This window comes from Saccharospirillum sp. ABV4_185 (genome assembly GCF_056159245.1).
In genome coordinates, this window is the sequence record NZ_JBSWUW010000001.1 from 2,249,777 (window position 1) to 2,272,843 (window position 23,067).

Annotated in this window: 25 protein-coding genes; 17 read left to right on the forward strand and 8 right to left on the reverse strand. The window is 56.1% G+C overall.

The window, feature by feature from the left end:
• Positions 1–13: 13 nt before the first annotated feature.
• Complete coding sequence (gene minC / locus ACXAE6_RS10515; protein WP_475147330.1) at positions 14–682, reverse strand: septum site-determining protein MinC; 669 nt, start codon at positions 680–682, stop codon at positions 14–16.
• On the reverse strand, positions 679–2,172 hold the full coding sequence (locus ACXAE6_RS10520) for a helix-turn-helix domain-containing protein (RefSeq protein WP_475147333.1): 1,494 nt from the start codon (positions 2,170–2,172) through the stop codon (positions 679–681). Before ACXAE6_RS10520 ends, minC begins: the two co-directional genes overlap by 4 nt.
• 181 nt (positions 2,173–2,353) lie before the next feature.
• Between ACXAE6_RS10520 and ACXAE6_RS10525 the strand changes: the two genes are divergently transcribed.
• Both ACXAE6_RS10525 and ACXAE6_RS10530 read left to right on the forward strand, forming a co-directional pair.
• Entirely contained in the window at positions 2,354–2,590 is a 237-nt protein-coding gene (locus ACXAE6_RS10525; RefSeq protein ID WP_392804403.1) for a hypothetical protein, read from the forward strand.
• Positions 2,591–2,644: 54 nt separating this feature from the next.
• Positions 2,645–3,241 carry an LON peptidase substrate-binding domain-containing protein gene (locus ACXAE6_RS10530; RefSeq protein ID WP_475147335.1) on the forward strand — a complete coding sequence of 199 codons (597 nt, stop codon included), beginning with the start codon at positions 2,645–2,647 and terminating at the stop codon, positions 3,239–3,241.
• 13 nt (positions 3,242–3,254) lie between these two features.
• Here ACXAE6_RS10530 and ACXAE6_RS10535 read toward each other — a convergent pair whose 3' ends face one another.
• On the reverse strand, positions 3,255–4,613 hold the full coding sequence (locus ACXAE6_RS10535; protein WP_475147339.1) for a VTT domain-containing protein: 1,359 nt from the start codon (positions 4,611–4,613) through the stop codon (positions 3,255–3,257).
• 268 nt (positions 4,614–4,881) lie between these two features.
• Here ACXAE6_RS10535 and ACXAE6_RS10540 point away from each other — a divergent pair, with 268 nt between their 5' ends.
• The 12 genes from ACXAE6_RS10540 (at position 4,882) to lipA (ending at position 15,865) form a co-directional block, all read left to right on the forward strand.
• A complete protein-coding gene (locus ACXAE6_RS10540; RefSeq protein ID WP_475147342.1) occupies positions 4,882–6,135 on the forward strand; it encodes a glutamate-5-semialdehyde dehydrogenase in 1,254 nt (417 codons plus the stop codon).
• A complete protein-coding gene (locus ACXAE6_RS10545) occupies positions 6,128–6,760 on the forward strand; it encodes a nicotinate-nicotinamide nucleotide adenylyltransferase (RefSeq protein WP_475147345.1) in 633 nt (210 codons plus the stop codon). The genes ACXAE6_RS10540 and ACXAE6_RS10545 overlap by 8 nt, the downstream gene beginning before the upstream one ends.
• 41 nt (positions 6,761–6,801) lie before the next feature.
• The gene (gene rsfS / locus ACXAE6_RS10550) at positions 6,802–7,179 is read left to right on the forward strand and encodes a ribosome silencing factor (protein WP_392804392.1); all 378 of its coding nucleotides are present in this window, start codon (positions 6,802–6,804) and stop codon (positions 7,177–7,179) included.
• Complete coding sequence (gene rlmH / locus ACXAE6_RS10555) at positions 7,176–7,643, forward strand: 23S rRNA (pseudouridine(1915)-N(3))-methyltransferase RlmH (protein ID WP_392804390.1); 468 nt, start codon at positions 7,176–7,178, stop codon at positions 7,641–7,643. The genes rsfS and rlmH overlap by 4 nt, the downstream gene beginning before the upstream one ends.
• 45 nt (positions 7,644–7,688) lie before the next feature.
• Positions 7,689–9,536 carry a penicillin-binding protein 2 gene (mrdA, locus tag ACXAE6_RS10560; RefSeq protein ID WP_475147350.1) on the forward strand — a complete coding sequence of 616 codons (1,848 nt, stop codon included), beginning with the start codon at positions 7,689–7,691 and terminating at the stop codon, positions 9,534–9,536.
• Entirely contained in the window at positions 9,533–10,663 is a 1,131-nt protein-coding gene (gene rodA, locus ACXAE6_RS10565; RefSeq protein WP_392804386.1) for a rod shape-determining protein RodA, read from the forward strand. The genes mrdA and rodA overlap by 4 nt, the downstream gene beginning before the upstream one ends.
• A 45-nt stretch (positions 10,664–10,708) precedes the next feature.
• Positions 10,709–11,698 (forward strand): lytic murein transglycosylase B, encoded by a 990-nt coding sequence (mltB, locus tag ACXAE6_RS10570; protein WP_475147354.1) that lies wholly within the window; start codon positions 10,709–10,711, stop codon positions 11,696–11,698.
• Positions 11,698–12,486: a septal ring lytic transglycosylase RlpA family protein gene (locus ACXAE6_RS10575; protein ID WP_475147356.1), complete on the forward strand. Its 789-nt coding sequence runs from the start codon at positions 11,698–11,700 to the stop codon at positions 12,484–12,486. The genes mltB and ACXAE6_RS10575 overlap by 1 nt, the downstream gene beginning before the upstream one ends.
• A 199-nt stretch (positions 12,487–12,685) precedes the next feature.
• On the forward strand, positions 12,686–13,873 hold the full coding sequence (locus ACXAE6_RS10580; RefSeq protein ID WP_475147358.1) for a D-alanyl-D-alanine carboxypeptidase family protein: 1,188 nt from the start codon (positions 12,686–12,688) through the stop codon (positions 13,871–13,873).
• On the forward strand, positions 13,873–14,145 hold the full coding sequence (locus ACXAE6_RS10585) for an HP0495 family protein (RefSeq protein ID WP_392804378.1): 273 nt from the start codon (positions 13,873–13,875) through the stop codon (positions 14,143–14,145). Before ACXAE6_RS10580 ends, ACXAE6_RS10585 begins: the two co-directional genes overlap by 1 nt.
• Positions 14,145–14,804, forward strand: a complete 660-nt coding sequence (gene lipB / locus ACXAE6_RS10590) for a lipoyl(octanoyl) transferase LipB (protein WP_475147361.1) — start codon at positions 14,145–14,147, stop codon at positions 14,802–14,804. The genes ACXAE6_RS10585 and lipB overlap by 1 nt, the downstream gene beginning before the upstream one ends.
• 71 nt (positions 14,805–14,875) lie before the next feature.
• Positions 14,876–15,865, forward strand: a complete 990-nt coding sequence (lipA, locus tag ACXAE6_RS10595; protein ID WP_475147363.1) for a lipoyl synthase — start codon at positions 14,876–14,878, stop codon at positions 15,863–15,865.
• 10 nt (positions 15,866–15,875) lie between these two features.
• On the opposite strand, the gene ACXAE6_RS10600 is transcribed toward lipA, so the two are convergent.
• Entirely contained in the window at positions 15,876–16,661 is a 786-nt protein-coding gene (locus tag ACXAE6_RS10600; protein WP_475147365.1) for a helix-turn-helix domain-containing protein, read from the reverse strand.
• A gap of 380 nt (positions 16,662–17,041) precedes the next feature.
• Between ACXAE6_RS10600 and dinB the strand changes: the two genes are divergently transcribed.
• Positions 17,042–18,157: a DNA polymerase IV gene (gene dinB / locus ACXAE6_RS10605; protein ID WP_475151741.1), complete on the forward strand. Its 1,116-nt coding sequence runs from the start codon at positions 17,042–17,044 to the stop codon at positions 18,155–18,157.
• On the opposite strand, the gene ACXAE6_RS10610 is transcribed toward dinB, so the two are convergent.
• From ACXAE6_RS10610 to dksA, 3 genes are all read right to left on the reverse strand, one after another.
• A complete protein-coding gene (locus ACXAE6_RS10610) occupies positions 18,068–18,484 on the reverse strand; it encodes a TetR/AcrR family transcriptional regulator (RefSeq protein ID WP_392804370.1) in 417 nt (138 codons plus the stop codon). The two genes, dinB and ACXAE6_RS10610, sit on opposite strands and share 90 nt — an antisense overlap.
• 172 nt (positions 18,485–18,656) lie before the next feature.
• Entirely contained in the window at positions 18,657–19,112 is a 456-nt protein-coding gene (locus ACXAE6_RS10615; RefSeq protein ID WP_475147369.1) for a hypothetical protein, read from the reverse strand.
• Positions 19,113–19,239: 127 nt separating this feature from the next.
• Complete coding sequence (dksA, locus tag ACXAE6_RS10620; protein WP_199224151.1) at positions 19,240–19,647, reverse strand: RNA polymerase-binding protein DksA; 408 nt, start codon at positions 19,645–19,647, stop codon at positions 19,240–19,242.
• Between the two features lie 176 nt (positions 19,648–19,823).
• Between dksA and purU the strand changes: the two genes are divergently transcribed.
• Together purU and ACXAE6_RS10630 are read left to right on the forward strand one after the other, a co-directional pair.
• The gene (gene purU / locus ACXAE6_RS10625; RefSeq protein WP_392804365.1) at positions 19,824–20,678 is read left to right on the forward strand and encodes a formyltetrahydrofolate deformylase; all 855 of its coding nucleotides are present in this window, start codon (positions 19,824–19,826) and stop codon (positions 20,676–20,678) included.
• Positions 20,678–21,550, forward strand: coding sequence for a porin (locus tag ACXAE6_RS10630; RefSeq protein ID WP_475147372.1), 873 nt, complete (start codon positions 20,678–20,680; stop codon positions 21,548–21,550). The genes purU and ACXAE6_RS10630 overlap by 1 nt, the downstream gene beginning before the upstream one ends.
• 5 nt (positions 21,551–21,555) lie before the next feature.
• On the opposite strand, the gene mltF is transcribed toward ACXAE6_RS10630, so the two are convergent.
• Positions 21,556–22,992, reverse strand: coding sequence for a membrane-bound lytic murein transglycosylase MltF (gene mltF / locus ACXAE6_RS10635; RefSeq protein ID WP_475147374.1), 1,437 nt, complete (start codon positions 22,990–22,992; stop codon positions 21,556–21,558).
• Positions 22,993–23,067: the final 75 nt, after the last annotated feature.

Sequence of the window (23,067 nt, forward strand, 5' to 3'; positions counted from 1 at the left end):
AAAAGCCAAAGCTTCAGTAGCAATCGACCCTGAGTTCGTCTTCGACACGGTAAATTCGTGCGGCGCCGCTCGATTCCGGCAGATCATCGCGTACCCGGTACACACCGGCGATGGCGACCAGATCGGCGTCCATCTGCTGGCAGACAATCTCAGCGCTGGTCAGACCCTGCACGCCGGCCAGAGCGCGGCCGCGCAGCGTACCAAAGATATGAATATTACCATCAGCGATGATTTCCGCGCCGGCACTGACCTGGTTCATCACCAGCAAGTGCGCATCACGCGCGTAAATCTGCTGACCGGAACGCACCGGTTGAGTAATCACCTGAGTGCTTAACGCCGGGCTCGCATTGCGGGCTTTGGCAGGCTTGTCCTGCTCATCCTGCCAGGCCAGATGATAGCGATCGCACCAGGGCAGCAGCTCGGTTTTCGGGCCAGCCAGCGCAAAGACGACCAGGCCTCGCTCGCGCGCTTCGCTGAGCAGTGAGTCCAGCCTGGTCTCATCCAACTGATCGATCACCGTACTCAGATCAAGCGCCACCGGTGCGCGCTGAAACAGCGCCGGCGCCTGGCTTAGGGTGGCGCTCAGGCGGGTGGCGAGATCGGTTTTATCCAGGCTCTCGATGCGCAGTCGTTGCACCGGCAACATACGAGCGCGGACTTGCAGTGGTAGGGCGGTATTCATGCGTATTGATCCAGATAGTCTTGCAATGCCACTTCGCGGTCGTGCTGGTGTTGACGATCCAACAGCAGGGTGGGCTCGGCGGCGCGGCTGTCGCAGTCGGTCAATGGACAGCGCTCGCAACTTTCATGGACGTCCATTTCCGGGACGTCCGCATCACGCCAAAAGGCGGCCAGGTCGCGGAAGCGATCGTCGATTAAAAACCCCAATGCCATGGCGGTATTGCTGTTTTGTTCCAGTGACAGGGGACGCACCACGGCAAAATTAAAAAAGGTCTGATCCTGATGCATAAAGCGACTGCGTTGAGCGGCTACCAGCAGTTGCGGCGTTTCGCCGCTGCGCTGACGATCGCTGACCTCTTCGAGTAATTTCATCGCCACCCAGCGCCGGCAGTGATGTTCGTTCGGACCAAAGCCCCGCGGCGAAAACACATTGGTGGTGTTGAGTTCCTTGGCGATGTTGTAGCGCCGGCTGTCAGCCGGATTATGCAAACGCATATAGTGCATCTGATGTAGCCCAAAATGATGCGGCATCAGTTGTGACATCCGGTAGAGAAACATTTCCGGGGTGGCGTCGTAACGCTGCATCAAGCTGACCAGCGCCGTACCATCAAACCGTGATTGCTCCAGCCAGTTGCGCAGATCCTGAATCAGTGGCGTTTCGGGGATCAACAGCGCACTGGCGAAATAGGACGCCTTAAAGTTGTTGAATACCTGCTCGAAGGATTCCACCTTGATCCAGGACGAGGTCATCGAGCGTTCGGCCATGGCCAGATAGCGAAAGCCGAGTTCCTTGGCGAGTAAGAATTGGCGTTGCTGATTGGACAGTCGTTGATTAACCACCAATAAGCGCGGCGACACGCAGATCGAGCGCAAAGCATTCAGTTCTGGGCGCGATTCGAAATCGTCGTATTCGACCGCGCAGCGATAGTCGTTGCTGAGCCGTTGGGTCAGCCAATCCAGGTCCAGGCGCTGCTCGTCCCAGATGTGGTGATCGGCGCGGAACTGCTGCGCCTGTTGTTCCAACTCGGCAAAATAATTCAGATGCATTTTTTGATAAGAACGCAGCGCTGCCAGCAGGAAATGTTCGACCTGCATATCGTAACCGCGGCCAATTTCCAGCAAGGTGCGTACAAAAGCCCCAGCCTTCGAAGGTGAATCGGTGACCAGATCAAACAGATCAGACAAGCCGATGCCAAATTGTTGCAGCGGAAAGTCTTTGAACAATGGTGAATCGAGCAGGGCGGTGATGGGATTCAGTTCCTCATCCAGCTGCATTGACACCAGATCGTCGTAACTCTTGCCCAGGGCGTCGGCCAACAGAATGATTTTTTCCGGCTTGGGGTACTTTTTGCCTTTCTCGATTTCGCTCAGATAGGAAATCGACAGCTCGGTACGCTGTGCCAATTGTTTCAGCGATAAACCCGCCGCCTGGCGGTATTGTTTGACCTTGATGCCCAGAATAAAGCGCAGGCTCTCGCTATTGATCGTCATCTAAAAGTTCGCTGCTGGCGAAAGTTGGCGTGCATTTTAGAGTCCCGTTCGGCGTAAGTGAACCATTGTGACACCCGGATGACGGCTCTTTACCCCGGCAACATTTCGTAACATAACCGGCGCTGTGCTGAGCTAGGCTGAATCAAGCGTGCCACCGTCTGCGGGCAGCAGGAGGGTCGCTATGGGGTATTGGTGTTGCTTGGGTTTATTGCGTTGGTGGCATTTCTGGCGCTTGCCGGAAACGCCTCATTCGCGCCGGGTGCAGAGTGCCCGCCATCAAATCAAGGTTGACTGGGTGCGGCGGCTTTGGCTGCTCGGTCTGATCCTGGTCTGGCTCAATCCGTCACCACCTTTTGCAGTGTTTGCCTTTCTGGTACTGACCTTTCTATCCTTTGTCGTCTTGGATGAAACCGCCTGACGCTACCCTGCGTATAGGTCGGCCCTGGTCCGTTATTGATGTTGAGAGGTCGTGATGTCCGACTCCCGGGTTGGTGCTGGCGAACGCAGCGCGCTGTTTCCGCTGGACGCCTTGTTATTGCCCGACGCCACCTTGCCGCTGCAGATTTTTGAACCGCGTTATTTGATGATGGTATCGCGCTGCATGCGCGAAGACGACGGTTTTGTCGTGCTGCTCGGTGAGCCGGATCGCGGTCATAAGGTGATCGGTTGTTGGGGCAAGATTATCGACTTCGGTCAACTCGATAATGGTCTGCTGGGCATCACCGTTGCGGGGATGTGTCGGGTGCAGGTTGCCCAGGTCGACAAGGACGCTACGGGACTGTGGTGGGGGACGGTACAGCCTTTGGACGAGGCCACCGCAGACGATGACGCCGTCGCCGATTGGCAGCAACACTACCAGCCGTTGTTGGATGCGTTGCTCGACCACCCCTATCTGGCCAATCAGGTTGGTATCGATCTGCAGCGACCCTTGAGCGCGCTGCACCAACTGATGGGTTGGCTGCCGCTGGAACGGCGCATGAAGCAACGGCTGTTGGACGAAGACGATCTGGTCGAGCGTTGCGTGCAGCTCGACCGTATGTTGTCGGATATGGCCGGTATCGACGTTTAATCGAGTGAGCTGCTCAGAGGCTCCCTAAAGCATAATTCTGGACTGCCTGTGGGAATTTCAAAACCAGATAGGCGACAAAGGTCAGTAGGATCAGCCACCAGAAAGCCGCAGTGCCTGGCAGATGAAAGCGCCGGGTGCGTACCTGGGCATAAGCCAGGCGACCGGCCGCCGCACAGAATAATGCCAGCGCCAGACCTGCCAGCGCATCGGATAACCAGTGCACCCCCAGCCAGACTCGTGTAAACGCCATCAACAGCATCATCACCCCAGCCGGCAGATAGAGTTGCCAGCGTTGCTCCATCGGTCGGCTTTCGTTGGCGATGGCTGCCATCAGCGCCATATAGAGCGCAAAGCCTGAGGCGTGGCCGGAAGGGAATGAATCACCCGGCGGCAGGATGGCAACCCAGGTGGGGCGGGGTACCTGGAAAAATGATTTGAGTTGGAAAATTCCCCATTGAGCCAGCGCAATGGTGACCACCAGTTGCGCCGGTAACCAATAGAAGCCCTGCAGAAAAAACCAGAACGCAAACATCAAACCGGTCAAGGCCAGAATCTGAGGGTCACCGAGCAAGGTAAAGCCGACAAAAAAAGCATCGGCAAAACTGCTGCGCCAGATTGGAACCTGCTGGTTGAGCAGCGTATCCCAGACCAGCGGACGGGCCAGCACCAGCCACAGCAGTGCGCTGCCGGCGGTCAGCGCCAGCATAACCGCAGGAAAGGGCAGGCGCGGTGACAGTCGGGTCAACCAGGGCCAGCGTTGCAGGGCCTTGGGGTGTTGGGGATGAAAATGATGGTAGAGCACCATAAAGGCGAGCAGCCCGGCAGTGGCGAGCAGCACGATAACGATCAGGCTGCGTTCAGCCATTGAGCGGTGCTGTACCAACTCGACGACTTCACCGGTGATAAAACCCGGCAGCATATAAGCTGGCGCCCAGGCTACGACAGAACCCAGGGACAGCAAGATGAACTGTCGCGGCGGCATATTCAAAGTGCCCGCGATCAGCGGTACCACCGGGCGCAGTGGGCCGACGAAACGGCCGACCAACACACTGAGCCAACCCCAGCGACGAAAAAACCACTCGCCTTCACGCAGCCATTCACGGTGGCGCTGAAACCAACCCAGATGATCCAGTCGGTGCTGCAGTCGGTAACCGATAAAAAAGCTCGACAGATCACCAGCGCTGGCACCAATACCGGCGGCAATCAGCACGAACCAGATTGAAATACCGCTGCTTTGGGCGAGGGCGGCCAAACTGAACAGCAGCACCACTCCGGGTACGATAATGCCAATCAGTGCAAAGGATTCGATGAAAGCGGTGATAGAAATGGCTGCCAGTATCAGCCAGGGACTTGCTTGTAACCAAACAGCCATGAGAGTCCTTAACAGTATCCGAACGACGATTCCGGCGACCGATCAAACCACCTTCAGTCGAGGTTCCGGGGGCGGGCTACACCATGAATATCCTTTTACCAAGCGTTGCCCGGGTGGTGATTGGGTCGCTCTAGTCGCTATAATGACGGCATTGTTATCCTGGACTGTCAAGCTCAGCGGGTGTTTGCGCCAGGACTATCGTCGACCAAGAAGATAATTAGCAAACCGGGTTCAAAAACGACCCTTGGTAAACCAGAGTAACGTCCTAATGAATGTCAGCCAATATATGCACGACCTCGGCCGTGCTGCACGAGCCGCAGCCGGTGCCTTGGCACGAGCCAATACCGGCAGTAAGAATCAGGCATTACTGGCCACTGCCGATGCGCTTAAGCAGCAGCGCCAGGCCTTGCAGCGCGCCAATGAGGCAGACCTGGCTGCCGGTCGTGAACGCGGCCTGGATGCGGCCATGCTGGATCGTCTGGAGCTGACCGACGCGCGCCTGGAAGCCATGATTGAAGGCTTGCATCAAGTCGCCGCCTTGCCGGATCCGGTCGGTGGTATTACCGATCTTAATTACCGGCCCAGCGGTATTCAGGTGGGTAAAATGCGGGTACCGCTGGGAGTGATCGGCATTATTTACGAATCGCGCCCCAATGTGACCATCGAAGCGGCCAGCCTGTGCATCAAATCCGGTAATGCCGTTATCTTGCGCGGTGGTAGTGAAGCCATTCAATCCAACCAGGCGCTGGCGAGTTGTATTCGGGCCGGCCTGGCCGCTGCTGGTTTGCCGGAGACGCTGGTGCAGGTGGTGGAAACCACGGACCGCGCCGCTGTAGGCGAACTGATCACCATGCCGGACTTTGTTGACGTTATTGTGCCGCGCGGTGGTAAAGGCCTGATCGAACGCATCAGTCGCGACGCCCGGGTGCCGGTGATCAAACATCTCGATGGTATTTGTCACGTCTATATTGATGATGACGCCGATGCGGACAAAGCGCTCGCCATCGCCGTCAATGCCAAGACGCATCGCTATGGTGTCTGTAACGCCATGGAAACCTTGTTGGTAGCGCACTCGCGTGCGGCTGAACTGTTGCCGGCATTGGCGGATGCCTTTGTCAGTTGTGGTGTTGAATTGCGTGGCTGTGAACAGACTCAGGCGTTGATCGACTGCAAGGCAGCCAGTGAGGAGGACTGGTCAACCGAATATCTGGGGCCGATCCTGGCGGTGCGTGTGGTCGCTGGTTTGGATCAGGCGATTGAGCATATCAACACCTATTCCAGCCAGCACACTGACAGCATCGTCACTGAAAACTACAGCAAAGGTCGTCGGTTTCTGACCGAAGTGGATTCCGCTTCGGTCATGATTAACGCCTCGACCCGCTTTGCCGATGGTTTTGAATATGGCCTCGGTGCTGAGATCGGTATTTCCACCGACAAGATTCACGCCCGTGGCCCGGTTGGCCTGGAAGGGCTGACGTCGCAGAAATACATCGTGCTCGGAGACGGCCAGATTCGTGAGTAATCGGCTTATGGCCATTTTCGGCGGCACCTTCGATCCTTTTCACCGCACCCATGAATGGCTGTGCCAGACGGTGTTGGCCAATACCGAGGTCAGCCAGTTGCGCCTGGTGCCCTGCCAATTACCGGCGTTAAAGGCGGCGGCTCAAGCCTCACCCGAAGATCGTTTGGCCATGTTGCAGGCCTGGGCGCAAACTCAGAACCAGGCGGATCGCCTGGTGATTGATCGCCGTGAACTGGATCGCCCCGGTCCCAGCTACAGTCGCGATACACTGGCAGCGTTGCAACACGAATGTCCCACCTGGCGTCGGGTTTTCGTCATGGGCGCCGATGCCTTTGCGTCGCTGGCTCGTTGGGACGGTGTCGATGACTTGATCCGTTGCACGCATTTTTGGGTGTTCCCTCGGGGTAACGAAGCCATTACTGTGCCTGACCTGCCATTGCGCCAGGTCGAACAGCTCAGCGATCTGGACTTGGACGGTGGCTGTTGGCTGGCCGGCCCGGCGACCGGTTCGGAACTGTCCTCTACCAGCCTCCGTCGAGGCCGTTTGGACTGGCAGGCAGAATTGCCCGCGCCGGTTTATCACTACATCAAGACGGCGGGTTTGTACCGTCCGTCCTTTCATTGAATCGTCAATCTTGCTTGCGAGATTGCAAACTGGAAAACCGCATGACCGAAACCAAAACCGCCAACGCCCACCCGGAAGGCCTGCTGGAAGCTGTAATTGAAGCGCTTGAAGACATCAAGGCACAGGATGTTCAGGTGATCGATGTGGCTGAGAAAACCAGCCTGATGGACACCCTGGTTGTTGCCTCTGGTACCTCGCGACGTCATTTGACGGCGGTGGTGAATTCCGTGGCGGAAGATTTGAAAAAACAAGGCTATATTGCCCGCGCTCAGGAAGGCAGTGGTGCTGGATCAGACTGGGTATTACTCGATTTTACCGATCTGGTCTTGCACGTCATGCTGCCGGAAACGCGTGCTTATTATGACCTCGAACGGCTCTGGTCTGGCGCCGGTCCGCAAAGCGCTGAATCGTCTGAATGAAGTTGCGCGTTTTGGCCGTAGGTCAGAAAATGCCGGCCTGGGTCAAAGAGGGCGTCGCTGAATACAGCAAACGCCTGCCGCCGGAAATGCCGCTGGAATGGGTCGAGCTGGCGCTCGGCCAACGCGCTAAAAACCGCCCGGTCGAACAGGCGATGGCGCAGGAAGGCGATGCCATGTTGGCGGCTATTCGCGCCGATGATTGGGTGGTGGCTCTGGCGGTTGAAGGTAAAGCCTGGTCGACACCGGAACTGGCCCGACAGCTGGAAAACTGGTGGCAGCAAGGTCGCGATATCAGCCTGTTGGTGGGTGGACCCGATGGCCTCGACCCGCGCTGTCTGGCTCGCGCTGACCAGCGCTGGTCGCTGTCGGCCTTGACCTTGCCGCATCCGTTAGTCCGGGTGCTGTTGAGCGAACAGCTGTATCGTGCCTGGACCATCACCCGTAACCACCCTTACCATAAGTAATCCTAACCTCAGCGGATCTTTGGCAGTCATGAGTAATAGCCGCCCATGTTGAATACATCACTCGACAACCGCGAACAGGAACGGCGGTTGTTTTTAAACAGGATGTCGGCGGCAGCGATTATTATCTGCCTGATGTTGCTGATTCTGATCGCTCGTCTGTTTTACTTGCAGATCATTGAGAACGAACAGCACGTAGCGCGTTCGGAAAACAATCGTCTTGAAGTACTGCCGATTGCGCCGACGCGTGGTCTGATTTACGACCGCAACGGCGATCTGCTGGCGCGCAACCAGCCCAGCTATACGCTCAGTGTGGTGGTGGAACGCACGCAAGATATCGATGCGCTGATGCAACAGGTCAGCGAGATGGTGGACATCACCGACGATCAGAAAGAGCGTTTCTATCAGCGGCTGTCATCTTATCGCCGTCCTTTTGAACCCATCCCACTGAAGCTCAATTTGAATGAGCGCGAGATCGCCATTCTGGCCGCAAATCGGGTGTTTCTTGAAGGCATACAAGTGCAGGCCGAATTGATTCGCCACTATCCCTATGGCGACGCCTTTGCCCATGTGTTGGGTTACGTCGGGCGAATTAACGAAGAAGAATTACGCTCGGTCGATCTGGGGCGTTATGCCGGTACCCGCTATATTGGCAAGCAGGGTGTGGAGCGGGAATACGAATCGGCCTTGCTGGGTTCGCCAGGCTTTCAACGGGTGGAAACCAACGCCCGTGGCCGGATTCTGAGTGTGATGGAGCGCCAGGCGCCCGAACCCGGTGCCAACCTGCATCTGTATCTGGACCGCCGTCTGCAACAGAAAGCGGTGGAATTATTGGGCGATCGCCGTGGCGCTATTGTCGCCATCGAACCGGAAACCGGTGGCATTCTGGCCATGGTCAGTCAGCCGGGTTTTGATCCCAATCTCTATGTGTCGGGTTTCCCTCTGGATCTGTACAACACCTTGCGAGCCTCCGAAGACAAACCCTTCCTGAACCGCGCCATTCGTGGTCAGTATCCGGCGGCTTCGACCATCAAACCGTTTATCGGTTTGGCCGGGGTCGATCAGAACTTTGTTACCTGGGATTACAGTATCAATGACCGGGGCTGGTTCCAGCTGCCGAATGATGACCGGATTTATCGTGACTGGCTTCGCGGTGGGCATGGAGAGGTTGATATGACCACTGCCATTGCCGAATCCTGTGACGTTTATTTTTACGAGCTGGCCTACAAAATGAAGCTCGAAACCATTCACGATACCTTGGATCAGTTTGGTTTTGGTCGCGTTACCACGGCCGACGTCTACAACCCCGAACCCGGTATCAATCCGACCCGGGACTGGAAAAAAGATCGTCATGGTTTTGCCTGGTATGCCGGTGACACCATTAACCTCAGTATTGGCCAGGGTTACATGCTGACCACGCCGATGCAGTTGGCGGTTGCCACAGCGGTGATGGCCAATAAAGGCCATTGGGTTACACCCCGGTTATTGCGTTACAGCAACGACAGTGAGCTGCTTGATGACATCCCAGAGCCGCCGGCGGATGTTGTGCTTAACGACGAAACCAACTGGGACCGGATGCACAATGCCATGCACGAAGTGGTGCAAAGTAACAGAGGTACCGGGCGCGGTTCAGGTCTGGGTGCCAGCTACGAATGGGCTGGTAAATCCGGTACTGCTCAGGTGATCGCCATTGAGCGTGATGAAGATGGCAACGCGGTGGAAGACGTCCCTGACCGCTTCCAGGATCACGCCTGGTTCAACGCCTTTGCACCACTGGAAAACCCCAAGATTGCCGTGGCGGTATTGGTTGAAAACGGTGGCGGCGGTAGTGGTGTTGCTGCGCCGATTGTGCGCCAGCTGTTTGATTATTATCTGGGACTGGAGTCGAACTCATGAGCTTGATGGATTCTGTTCGCCTCAGTCCGGATCACCGTATGGATCGGCCGCGCAGTCTTTGGCTGCGCTTACACCTCGATCCTTACTTGTTATTCGGCTTGCTGTTGATCTGTGGCAGCGGGCTGTTTGTTTTATACAGTGCCACCGGCGGTAATTGGGATGTCGTTCTGCGCCAAATGGTGCGGTTGGGCGTCGGTTTTAGTGTGCTGTTAGTGGTGGCGCAGTTTGACCCGAATTTTTTCCAGCGCTGGAGTCTGGGGTTGTTCTTGATCGGTGTCGCGCTGTTGGCAGCGGTTCCCATGCTCGGTACTCACGCCATGGGCGCGCAACGCTGGTTGACGATACCGGGGTTGTTCCGTTTTCAGCCGGCTGAAATTATGAAGCTGGCGTTGCCGATCATGCTGGCCTGGTATCTGTCCCGCTATGGCGTACCGCCGAAGTATCGGCATTTGTTTGTGTCGGTCATTCTGCTGGCCGTACCGGTGGCGCTGATTGTTGAACAACCGGATCTAGGTACTGCCTTGCTGATCGCTGCTTCCGGTGTCTTCGTTATCTTTTTGGCGGGCCTGAGCTGGAAACTGATCCTGGCGTTGTTTTCGCTGACCGTCGCCATGTTGCCGGTGTTGTGGATATACGGCATGCGCGAATATCAACGCCAGCGAGTGCTGACCTTGTTTAATCCAGAGTCGGATCCGCTCGGTGCCGGTTGGAACACCATTCAATCGATTACTGCCATTGGTTCCGGTGGTTTGCAGGGCAAGGGTTATATGCTCGGCACTCAATCGCAATTGGATTTTCTGCCGGAAAGTCACACCGATTTTATCGTCGCGGTGCTCGGTGAAGAACTTGGTTTTGTGGGTCTGCTGTTGCTGCTGGCAGCCTACAGTTGGGTGCTGTTGCGCGGCATGTTAATCGCGGTGCGCGGTCGCGATAATTTCTGTCGGTTGTTGGCTGGCAGCCTGACATTAACTTTCTTTATTTACGTCTTTGTAAATATCGGCATGGTCTGCGGCATCCTACCGGTGGTCGGTGTACCCTTGCCGCTGGTGAGTTACGGCGGTACTTCCATCGTAACGCTCCTGGCCGGGTTCGGCGTACTGATGTCGATCAGTACCCATCCACGTTAGGCTGAACGCTCCGCCAGCGGCGGGGCCCGACCAGAAGGAATACCAATGTTCAGAACCACCTGCCGCCTGTTGCTGATCGGTTCGGTCAGCGTGTCTGCAGTACACGCCAATAGCTTGATCGACCATCCCCTTAGCCGTGAAGTCATCGATACTCTGGTGTCAGAACATCGTTTTGACCGCGCTGAAATGGAAAGCCTTTTTGCTGAAGGTGAATACCTCGAACGTAATGTTGAATCCTTAGCCAACCCGGCAGAACGCACCCAGGCTTATCATCAATACCGCCCCATGTTTATTACCGATGCGATGATCGAAAACGGTCAGCGTTTTATGGTGGAACAGGCCTCCTGGCTGGCCAAGGCAGAAGCCCAAACCGGTGTGCCGCCTTCGGTAATTGCGGCCATTATCGGGGTGGAAACCCGTTTTGGTGGTTACCTTGGGCAACACCGAACCTTTGATGCTTTAGGCACTTTGGCGGTTACTGAAGGACGTCGTGCCGACTACTTTCAACGTGAATTGATCAACTTTATGGGCATCAGCCGTGATCAGGGTTTTGCGCCGCGATCGGTCAACGGTTCTTATGCCGGTGCCATGGGTTATCCGCAATTTATGCCCTCCAGTTATCTGGCCTATGCGGTCGATCTGGATGAGGATGGCGATATCGATATCTGGAACGATCCGATCGACGCCATTGGTTCGGTGGCCAATTATCTGGGTGAGCACGGCTGGCGTCGGGGGCAGATTGTTGCGACCCGGGCGCATGTCAGTGGCAACTACCAGAATGTCAAAATGAACAGCTTTGATCGCGACCAGGATTTGATTGACGTCCGCCGTCAGGGCTGGGAGCCGCTCGAAGCGCTCGGTGATGATGCTCAGGTACATCCGATCCGTTTGGATGGTGAGCAGGGCGCGGAATTTTGGCTCGGCTATCGTAATTTCTGGATTATTTCGCGTTACAATCGTTCCATCGTATACACCATGGCGGTGTATCAGTTGTCAGAGGAATTACGCTTGGCGGTACAGGAAGGGGCTCAATGATGGCGGCGCTACGCCTGCTGATCCTGGCTGGCCTGTTGGTGCTGGCCGGCTGTTCGACGCAATACAGTTCCGGTGTGGCACAGCAAAGCAACGCCGGTCGCTATTCGATCAGCCAGGATAGAGGGCCGGATCACACCCAGGCGTTAAGCGCTGAGGATATTGTTATTCCGACGCCGCGCTTTGAACCACTGAGCCCGCGCGGCAACGCCAGTCCCTATACCGTTAATGGCCGTCAGTATCATGTACTGGCCAGTGCCGATCAGTATGTCGAGGAAGGCTTGGCGTCTTGGTATGGCGCCAAGTTCCATGGCCACACCACCTCCAACGGCGAAGTCTTCGATATGTATCAGATCAGCGCGGCACATCGTTCGCTGCCGTTGCCGACCTGGGTTCGTGTCACCAATCTTGAGAACAACAAGAGCATCATCGCGCGCGTGAATGATCGCGGCCCCTTCCATCCGGGGCGGGTGATTGATTTATCCTACGCTGGAGCCGTGAAGCTCGACTACGTCCATAAAGGCACGGCTCGGGTGCGGGTTGAGGCTCTGCATGAAGCGGCGATGGAACAACCTTCTTACTTTGTGCAATTAGGTGCTTTTAGCGAACGACCATCGGCCGAGGCTTTGCGTGATCGATTATCCAGTCAAGTCGGCGATAGCGTGATGATTGATCAAAGCGACTTGTTCCGGGTGCGCATCGGACCGGTTCAGTACGAGCGGGCGCTGGAATTGCAACAACAACTAACCAGTCCGGAGCTCGGTCGCCCCCTCCTGGTTGTGGCCAACTGAGTGGTGGTAGCTAACTGATTGGTTATGGCCAACCGAGCCTCGTCCTTTCACTTCGCTTACACTTTCACTTAGCTTACAACCACCAAGGTGATTTTACTGGTCGCCTTGGTACAATGCCGGCCTGCGGCCGGTGTCGCCCTCTTGGGCGGGCCTCATTACCCCACTAAAACCAGCCATCTTGGATATAAGGACAGTGTTCGTGTTGAAACGTCGTTTCAAACCCCGTGTCGTCATCGTTGCATCTGTTTGCCTCGCCTTTCTCACCAGCATCGCCAGCCCGCTTCAGGCCGAACCCATTATTCCGGCTCCGCCGCAATTGGCCGCTTCGTCCTATATTCTGATGGATGCCGCAACCGGGCAGGTGATCGTTGATGAAAATTCTGATGAGCGCCTGCCACCGGCCAGTCTGACCAAGCTGATGACCAGCTATATCGCCGAGCGCGAAATCATCGAAGGTCGTATGAATCTGGATGATGAAACCCTGGTCAGTGTGAATGCCTGGCAGACCGGCGGCTCGCGGATGTTTATCCAGGAAGGTCGTTATGTCTCCATGGAAGACCTGTTGCGCGGCATTATTATTCAGTCCGGTAACGATGCCTCTGTTGCTGTGGCGGAGCACATTGCCGGCAGCGAAACCAATTTTGCGCAGATGATGAATTCCTACGCGCAACGTTTGGGCATGACGCAGACTCATTACGAGAACGCCACGGGCCTGCCATCGGACGAGCATTATTCATCAGCACGGGATATCGCCATCCTGTCGCGTGCCATCATCTATAACAATGCTGAGTACTATCCGCTCTATGCGGAGCGCAATTTCACCTATAACGGCATTACCCAATCCAACCGAAATTCATTGCTGGGCCGTAATCCGAGTGTGGATGGCTTGAAAACAGGTCATACCGAAGAGGCCGGTTATTGTTTGGCCGCATCGGCCGCCCAGGAAGGCATGCGTTTGATCAGTGTGGTCATGGGCACCAGTTCTGATGAGGCGCGCAGTCAGGAAACGCAAAAGTTGCTGGCTTATGGCTTCCGTTATTTCCAGACCGCTCAGTTGCATGAGGCCAATACCTCACTCTATGAAGCGCGGGTCTGGGCCGGTAAGGCTGACCAGGTCAATTTGGGGCTGGACAGCGATATGCGGCTGACCATAGCGCGTGGTGCAGAAGGTGATTTGACCACCGTGCTGAACATCAATCCGGTGATTAAAGCGCCGATCCAGACCGGCCAGGTATTGGGTGAAGTGGTGGTGCGTCAGAACGGAGAAGAGGTGGCACGGCGGCCTTTGCTGGCTCTGGAGCCGGTAGAATCGGCCGGTTTCTTTGCGCGAATTTGGGACTATATTCTATTGTTCTTCTTCAATCTCTTTAGTGGTGATGGTGAATAGTGTCGCAACCCGAAGCGCCTAAAATCGAATTTCCCTGTGACGACTATATGATCAAGGTCGTCGGAGATGCCGAGGTCGCGCTGCGCGACTTCGTACATCAGGTGTTGGTGCGCTATGACAGCCGCCTGACACTGGAGTCTTTTACCTCCAAACCCAGTCGCAATGGTCGTTTCGAAAGCCTGACCGTCTTTATGCGGGTCGAGCAGGAGGTGCATCTGAGTGAGCTGTTTGAGGTGCTGAAATCCGACGATCGCGTCAAGATGGTGATCTGATGACGGCCAAGGTGCTGATTCGTGATCTGGGCCGCTCTGACTATGAGTCTAGCTGGCATGCCATGCAAACCTTCACCGAGCAGCGCGAAGCTGGCAGTCAGGATGAAATCTGGCTGGTTGAGCATGATCGGGTATTTACTCAGGGTCAGGCCGGTAAGGCTGAACATCTGCTGATGCCCGGTGACATTCCGGTGGTGCAGGCGGATCGCGGTGGACAGGTAACTTATCACGGCCCAGGTCAGTTGGTGGCCTACGTAATGCTGGATCTGAAACGTCTGGGCAGCGACGTTCGGCGCCTGGTGTCGGCTTTGGAAGATTCCATCGTCGATGTTCTGGCTGAATTCGGTATCGCTGCGGCGGCGCGACCCGATGCGCCGGGCGTCTATGTCGGCGAACGCAAGATCTGTTCACTGGGACTGCGCATCAAGCGCGGCTTCAGCTACCACGGTCTGGCGCTTAATCTGGATATGGACCTGGAGCCTTTTGGTCGCATCAATCCCTGTGGCTATCAGGGCATGCAGATGACCCAGATGGCCGATTTCGACATCGCCGTTGATCGTGACCTTGTGCAACGCCGTTGGGTTGAATTGTTCTGTCAGCGCCTCGATTTGCTACCCCAGTGGCAACATCCCGAACTGTCACAACGCCAGGCGGGTTGAAGCCGGTCGCTTAGCCGTCCCAGCGTTGTTATCATTAGCCTCCGCCGTTTCACAGCAGTGAGCCCGCCAATATGAGTGAAAACCGCATCCCCGTTGTCCAAGTCGAAAGTGGTCGTAAGTTTGTTAATCACAACGGCGTAACGGCCATCAAAAACGGCATCAAGACGCACAAAGAAGCGCGCCGTAATACTGAGCGCAAGCCGGAATGGTTACGGGTGCGCTTGTCGACCGGGCCGGAATACGAAGCGGTGAAGGGCATTGTTAAAGAACATCGTCTGAGCACAGTCTGTGAAGAAGCCATGTGTCCCAATATCGGCGAGTGCTGGAGCGCCGGTACCGCCACCATCATGTTGATGGGTGATGTCTGCACCCGGGCGTGCAAATTCTGCGCGGTCGACACCGGCAACTCCCATGGCTGGCTTGATCCGGAAGAACCCGAGAACACCGCTCAGTCAGTCGCGCTGATGGGTCTGAATTACATTGTGCTGACCTCGGTGAACCGCGATGACATCGAGGACGGTGGCGCGGCCCACTATGCGGCGACCGTTAAGCGGGTCAAGGAAGTTAACCCGGAAACCGCGGTTGAAGCGCTGACGCCGGATTTTCAAGGTAAGTTATCGGATGTCGAAGTGGTGGTGGATTCCGGCATCGAAGTCTTTGCCCAGAACGTTGAAACCGTGCGCCGCCTGACGCACCCCGTGCGTGACCCCCGTGCCAGCTACGAGCAAACCCTGGCCGTGCTTGAACACGCCAAGCGCTACAAGCCTGAGGTGCTGACCAAAACCAGTCTGATGCTGGGCCTGGGTGAAACCGAAGACGAAATCATTGAAGCACTGGATGACCTGAAAGCCATTGGTGTTGATATCGTTACCTTCGGTCAGTATCTGCAACCCTCACTGAACCACTTGCCGGTGGAGCGTTATGTCACGCCGGAAGAGTTTCAAAAATACCGTCAATGGGGATTGGAACGCGGCTTCCTGGAAGTCGTTTCTGGCGCCTTTGTCCGTTCCAGCTATCGGGCTGAACAGGTATTGCAGAAAAACAACGTTGGGCTGGGCTGAGCGCCAGAGTTCAAGTCGATCCTGCCAAGGCCCGGGACACCTCGTTGACCTGGGCCAAACCCGCCTCATCCAGGCGCTCTAGCCAGGGTAATAACACTGCAAAATTATTATTTTGAATATGCCGATAAAGGTATACCGGTGTTTCCGTTGACAGTTCCAGCGGGCTGGTACCGGTTGCCATCCAGAAGCGCATGATCAGATTGATGCTGTAGTGCGGGCACAGTTCGGGTGTTTCGTATTTGCGATAAGCCGCCATCGACACGCCCATCAAACGGGCAACCTCTTCTTGCGAGGTACCCCTGGCAAGGCGGAAGTCACGCAACTTTTCCGCTATGGCTCGGTAATAAGGATCACGTAACAGCTGATGGCTGAGACTGCTGCGTAGCTCCGCCAAACTTGCGAAAGGATTGTCAGCTGCATTGTATTCGCGCAACAAGCCTTTCAGTACCGAGTTCAACGCTTCCAGTGCCCAGTCCGGGGCGCGATTCACGAAATAGAGCACCGGAACCCAGGCGGGTTTGAATGGCAACTTCAACCATTGTTGATAGCGCGTGCCATAAAACAGCCAGTGGGTCGGTATGCCGGTTTCCAGTGACCACAGCAGGGCTGAGTGCAGTCGGGGGAAGTCTTGTCCGGCTTCGTATTTGCGGTACTGACTGAGCGACACCTGTATCCGTTCGCTTAAGTCACGCTGACCCAACCCCAGATAACTGCGTACCGTGCGCAAATTCTGACCGATTTGCACAGCCAGTCCATCTTCCAGGACATTGTAGTCAGGTGGGCCTCCAACCGGCATCTGGAAAACTTCTGTGGCTGAGGCTTGAGCTATAAACATGGCGTTTTTTGTCGTTATTTTGGCTACCTTTGTGACTGTACCATCACCCTGAGCCATTGCAGAATATCATTGAGCGCTGAAGGGAGTCTGGCGCCTTCACAGGGAAGTGATATCCATAGACTGAGCAGGGATCCGGCCGGGAAGGCCAACACTTTCGACTGTTGCTCCGAGTCTCTTCTGCTATACCCCTCCAGTAACTTCTTCGACCCCTTTCTCGTCCGTATTCACTGCGGACGGGGCTTTATGCGTGGTTTTGACCGTCCGCTGTCGCTGGAGTGCTGTGATTATATACAGTATATTGTGCCGGCGGGTAAAGCGGCAGTGAGGCGACGGTTTTGGCGTTGCGGAAGATTATCCATATCGATTGCGATTGTTATTATGCGGCGCTGGAAATGCGTGATTTTCCCGAGTTGCGCGGTCAGCCTGTGGCGGTTGGCGGGCAGGGACCCAGAGGCGTGCTGTCGACCTGCAACTATGAAGCCCGGGCCTTTGGTGTTCGCTCGGCCATGCCGACGGCGCGGGCACGATCCTTGTGTCCCGGGTTAATCATCCAACCATCGCGTTTCGACGTTTACCGATCTGTTTCCCGCCAGATGCGCGCCATTTTCATGCGCTATACCGACCAGATCGAACCCTTGTCGCTCGACGAAGCTTTTCTGGATGTATCGGAGAGCTCCGCCTTTGCTGGCAGTGCGACCCGCCTGGCCGAACATCTGCGTGCTGAAATCAAGCGCGAACTGGGCATTACCGTCTCCGCGGGTGTCGCCCCTAACAAATATCTGGCTAAGATCGCTTCGGACTGGAACAAGCCCGACGGTCTCTGTGTTATCACCCCGGATCGGGTCGCTGAGTTCGTACAGGCGCTGCCGGTTGAGCGATTGTTTGGGGTTGGACAGAAAACCGCCGAACGCATGCATCAGTTGGGGTTTCGAACCTGTGGTGATCTGCAACAGGCTTCGTTGATGACGCTGGTGGATCGCTTTGGTCGTTTCGGGCCGCGCCTCTATCAGCTGGCGCGTGGTGAGGATGAGCGGCCGGTGCGTACCGAACGTTATGCCAAGTCGCTCAGTGTCGAACACACCTATCCAACCGATTTACCCGATGAAGCAAGCTGCCAGCAACAGCTGGTGGTCTTGTTCGACGAATTGCAGGGACGCCTGGCCAAGCGGTCGCAGCGCGGCGGCATCGGCCGGGTGTTCCTGAAAATGCGCTTCCGGTCGTTCCAGCAAACCACGGTGGAGCGCGCTATGCCGGTCACCGTGGCGTCTTTCCGGACGCTGCTGAGCGAAGCCTGGCAGCGTCGGGATGAGCCGGTCCGTCTGCTGGGTTTGGGCGTGCGTTTTACCGACCAGGCATTGAACCAGCAATTAGCCTTGTTCGAAGGTTTGACCAGTGGTGGTGTAGATGCGGTCCATCAGTCGTCCATTGAGCTCAGGGAGCCGCTCGCCGAGCAATGAACGCAGTCGCTGATAAGCCGCTGTCTGAGACACGTAGGGGTAGTACTCAGCCTGGGTTATAAACAGCTTGAAGTCGTCCGGGCGTTGCAACCAGAAGTCACTGTAAGCCGTATCATAGCTGGCCGGGTTGCTGAGTTGTCGCAACAGGTCGGGCGCTATGGCTTCCCACAGTCCAGCCACAATTTCCTGCTTATTGCGGAAGTAATAATAAATAGAGGGCGCCGCGCAGCCGGTTTCCGCAGCGATTTTGCGCAGCGATAGTTTGGTGATGCCTTGTTGGGATAAGACATTGCGTGCCGATTCGAGAATGTTTTCTTTCTTTATCATGGCGTGAATACGTCCGAGTAAACAGCGTTTTAAAATCTAGCAGTGGATTTCACCGGTCGCTAAATTTCGCTTCGTGTTGTTTTGTAAAGCGCTGCGCAAACAGCGCCATACTCGGCTTGGACGTATTCGTTGGATGGGCTGTTTCAGCGTTCTGAAGTGGTTAAAAAACCGCTTACTGCATTTGCTGGGCAGCGCTGAGCGTGCTGACTAACCGACCCAGTTTTTGCCATTGCTGGCGTTCGGAGCGGGTTTCGCTGTTCTCGACTTTATGCAGAATCTGCTCGGTAAGCACTGTTGGTTGTGTGGTTTCTTGTTCTGTCGGTGCGGCCAGACTCATCAGCCGTCCCGCTTCGGGCACGGAAATCAGGTCATAGCGCAGCAGCCGTTCGGACAGCCGGCTAAGATTGGCCGCTTCATTGCCGCTGGTAACGGACAGGTTGGGGCTGTTACCGGCAATCCACTCCATAATGATGATGCCGTCGCTGAACGATACATCGTCATCGGCCAACTCGTCGCTGGATGTGTTTTCCGTTGTCTTACCTGCTTCAGCCGCCTTGTTCGGGGTGTCCAGATGACTGAGTTGCTGGTGCGCCTGGTAGCGTTCCAGGCCTTGCAGGCTGAGGCTCATACCGATCTCCATTGCTACAAATCATGCCGCTGCAGAGTGCTATCGCAAAATGTATGCCGATGGCGTTGTGCATAAATTGCAGACATAAAAAAAGCGCCACAGAGGCGCTTTTCAATAGAGCGTCGGATCAGGCGTCGCGGAAGTTGCGTTCCTGACGTTCCTGGCGCTGTTTTTCTTCAGCGCAGAGCGTTGCGGTAGGACGCAACAGCAGGCGGCGGACGCCGATGGGTTCGCCGGTGACTTCGCAGTAACCGAAGTCGCCTGAATCGATACGCTTGATGGCGTCATCGATCTTGGGCAGTAATTTGGTTTGCCGGTCCAGGAAGCGCAAGTTCATGCGGCGCTCTTCCTCAATGCTGGCTTTGTCCAGCTCGTCGGGCTCGTTCTCGAACTTGGTCAGCGTTTCCCGGGCTTCTTTCAGCGCGGCACGGACTTCATCTGCCTGTTCTTGCAACAGATTACGGAAGAACGCCAGCTGCGCTTCGTTCATGTACTCCTCATCGGGAGCTGCCAACAACTGTTCTTCAGTCAGCATATTCGATTCCTGTGCTGTGTTGTCGCCTGGCCGCCCTGCGCAGGGGCATTCCAAGGGGCTGGGCCGTTGTTCAAAATTTGGCCGCAGTCGTCAAAAGAGGGCACATCATATATCATCACCTGAGCGGTTAAAACAGCTTTTTTTCCTGTAGATTCAAGCCCTTGGAGTAGTAGTTAATGGAAGGTGTGTATCGGCTGGTGATGTCCTGTCCGGACCGGGTTGGCATCGTTGCCCGGGTCAGTAATTTCCTGGCGCAATACAACGGCAGCATTATGGAAGCCAACCATCATGCCGACCTGGAGCAGGGCTGGTTTTTTATGCGTAATGAGATCAAAGCCAGTTCGTTGCCGTTCGGTGCCGATACTCTGGCTGAGCTGTTCGCACCTATTGCTGAAGATTTGAATATGCAATGGCGCATCACCGATTCGGCAGTCAAACCCCAGGTGGTGCTGATGGCCAGCCGCGACAGCCATTGTCTGGCGGATATTCTTAACCGCTGGCACAGCGGTGATCTGGATTGCGACATTCCCTGTGTGATTTCCAATCACGATGACCTGCGCAGCCTGGTGGAATGGCACGGTATCAACTTCCATCATGTGCCGGTCGATCCGGCAGACAAGGCGCCGCATTTCGCCGAAGTCGAGCGGTTAATCGAACATTACCGGGCCGATACCGTGGTTCTGGCGCGTTACATGCAAATCCTGCCCCCTGCGCTGTGCGGCAAACTGCCGTATCGGATCATCAATATCCACCACAGTTTTCTGCCGTCTTTTATCGGCGCTCGACCTTATCACCAGGCCCACGAGCGCGGCGTAAAACTGATAGGTGCGACCTGTCATTATGTGACTGAAGATCTGGATGCCGGCCCGATCATTGATCAGGATGTGGTCCGCGTGACCCACCGTGATCGCATCGATGACATGGTGCGGTTGGGCAAAGATTGTGAACGAACGGTGCTGGCGCGCGGCTTACGCTGGCATCTGGAGGACCGGGTTCTGGTCCATGGTAATAAAACAGTGGTGTTTAATTGATGCTTCGTAGTGGTGTGTATTTAGCAGTTGCCGCCTTTGTTCCGGCCTTGGCTCAGGCAACAGACAGTCGTTTTACCGGTCAGTTCCAGGTTCAGGGCGATTATCAGGAAACGGCTGAGCGCGATGGTAAGTGGTCATTGTCGACGGCTCAGTCCTGGCTCGGTATTGAAGCGGTGGAAGAGATTAACGGCACGCGTTACGTCGGCGTGGCTGAAGCGAATCTGGATCCGCTGGCAGACAGCGCCGATGCCAGACAGTTTTATCTGAGTATTGAACAGGCGCTCTATCAGGTGCGTGCCGGTCGGGTGGCGACGCTTGAGCATCGCTATCTGGCCGAGCCGGTAAACCTGATGCAGGGCACCGGGGTTAACAGTTCTGCCGTTGGGCAGCACCTGGAAAACTACGCGGATCGTCTGATTCAGCTCGAACTGAACAGTCGCGAAGCCGGGTTTTTCTCCGCCGAATGGCAGCTCAAAGAAGCTGAGCAGGAAGATTCTCTCTCAGCCTGGACGGTGGTCACGGGTTTGTACACGGCCGAAGGCCAGGCCAGCCTGAGTTATCACCAGGATGAAGTGGATGATGCCGGTCGTTTTGGTGTCAGCATGCTCTGGGCGGACGGTCCCTGGGCATTGTCGGCCAGCTATCTGTTCCGCGAGGATCCCTTGGCCTGGGATATCGGTCTGGATTATCAGTCCGGTCAGATTGTCTCTCGCTTTGCCTATGGCCGCGAAGAGACACCAGAAGGCGAAGATTATTGGGCACTGGGTTTCGAGCAGCTGTACAGCGTCAACGTCAGTAATTTCTTTGAGCTGCGTTGGCAGCCCGAACAGGAAAGCCTGCTTGGTCAGGTGGGTTTCCAGTTGCGGCTGTAATCTGTTTAGAACACCGGTTCGACGGGCAGCCCGGGCATCGGCAAGGTGTTCAGCGGTTGCCCGCCGCTGTGCTCGGTAGCCTGAGGAAAAGCGCGGCGCATCAGGTTGTAGTAACGCCGGATGTTGGCAACGTAAACGACCGGCTCATGGCCACGCGCATAGCCATGTTCGGTCCAGGGATACCAGGCCTTTAACGCCAGCTTGGGCAGATGTTGGCGTACGTCGATCCAGGAGTCCGGGTCGCCATCCTGGGTTTCGGTGATGCGTCGGGCATCTTCAAGGTGACCCGGGCCGACGTTATAGGCCGCCAAAGCCATCCAGGTCCGGTCCGGCTCGGTAATGCGCTCTGGCAGGCGCGCTTTTATCGCCGCCAGAAAACGACTGCCCGCCTCAATACTCTGATCCGGATCCAGCCGGTTGCTGATGCCCATATCGCGGGCGGTTTGCAGCGTCACCATCATGATGCCGCGCACGCCAGTGGGCGATACTGCATTGGCCCGCCAATGACTCTCCTGATAAGCCACCGATGCCAATAAGCGCCAGTCCAGCCCGGTTATGTCGGCCTGGGAGCGGAAGCTGTCTTCAAAGTTAGGCAGCCGCGTGCGCATATGGCGTTCGAAGGTGACGTTGCCGACGTAGTCGAAATCGGCGGTATGTCCCAGATGTCGATCCTGCAAACGATTCAGGCGGCCGTTTTCGCTCATCGCGGTGATAGCACTGTTAACGCGATCAATCAGGGAGTGGTCGGTCTGATCACGGAACAGCGGGCTGATCGGACGCGGTTGATCATTGAGCGGGCTGAACCATTGATTGGGAAAGAAGGGTCGCTGCACCAGAAAATCGCGTCGGTCCATCACCGCCATTTCCAGTTCACCCAGTTCGATACGGGTCATCAGTTCAGCGGCAGACTCACTGCCTTGCGGCGCCAGTTCAGCGTTGTTGGATTCAGACAATTGCGTCAGCACCCAGTCGTGGGCGAAAGGATCGAGCAGAGCGACTCTGTTGGTTGTCGGTCGTTCATCGCGCCGGCCCATGGCACGTACCAGGCCCACCCGGGAATTAAGATAGGGCGTGCCGGCAATAAATTGGTGGGCGTCGGTTAAGGTGGTGCCAGGCAAGGCGAAATCGACGGCGCCGCTGGCCAGGGCCCGATACAGGTCGGCGGTATCGGTGACCGAAAACAGCTGCACATTGACGTTCAGGTCGTCCGCCAGTTGCTCCAGCAGGTCGTGTTCCAAGCCAACGTAGCGTTGGTCCTCAGGCCAATAGATGCCTTCGCTTTCGCGCACGGCGACCACCAGCGAGCCCCGCGCCTGAACGCGTTCCCAGTGATTACGCCATTGCAGCCCGTGCAGCAGCAGCCACAGAACCAGTAAAACCGGTAAGGCAAACAAGGCCAGGCGCAGGCTGTTGCGGACAGGATTTGACCAGAAAAAGACCATAGAAACATCATCGGCCGGAGGTGGTACGACGCTGCCATTCTAGCTGCTTTTCCGCTACTATACGCGCCGTTTTTC